General features: G+C 63.0%; 1 protein-coding gene. It reads left to right on the top strand.

Annotation, left to right across the window (positions count from 1 at the left end):
- Positions 1-3 precede the first annotated feature (3 nt).
- Positions 4-549 carry an NAD(P)H-dependent oxidoreductase gene (locus HMPREF9062_RS11970; protein ID WP_034255041.1) on the top strand — a complete coding sequence of 182 codons (546 nt, stop codon included), beginning with the start codon at positions 4-6 and terminating at the stop codon, positions 547-549.
- Positions 550-587 lie beyond the last annotated feature (38 nt).

Genomic DNA, 587 nt, shown 5'->3' on the forward strand with positions numbered 1-587 from the left:
ACTGTGTTCTTGTTCCATCCGCACCTGGAGGACTCGCGCATCAACGCCCGGCTAGCCCGAACAGCCCGAGCCGCCACCACGCCCGACAACCCCATCCACGTACGCGACATGTACGCCCTCTACCCCGACTTCCACATCAACGTCCCCACAGAACAGACCACACTAACCACCACCGACCGCATCGTCCTCCAATTCCCCGTCTACTGGTACTCCTGCCCGCCCCTGCTCAAGAAATGGGAAGACGACGTCCTCACCCACGGCTGGGCCTACGGCTCAACCGGCACCGCCCTACACGGCAAAGAACTCGCCCTCTCCGTCTCCACAGGCTCACCCGCCCCCAACTACACCCACGACGGCACCTACCACTACACCCTCACCGAACTACTACGCCCCTTCCAAGCCACCAGCAGCCTCATCGGAACCCGCTTCACCACACCCTTCACCACCACCGGCACCCACACCATCACCGACGAAGACCTCAACCACCAGGCAACCACCTACACCACCTGGCTCACCTCCACCCTCCCCCAACTGGGCACCTTCGAATAACCCCAACCCCACCCACCCGCAACGCACGCACAACCAGC

It is taken from the genome of Actinomyces sp. oral taxon 448 str. F0400, assembly GCF_000220835.1.
Lineage (GTDB): Bacteria > Actinomycetota > Actinomycetes > Actinomycetales > Actinomycetaceae > Actinomyces.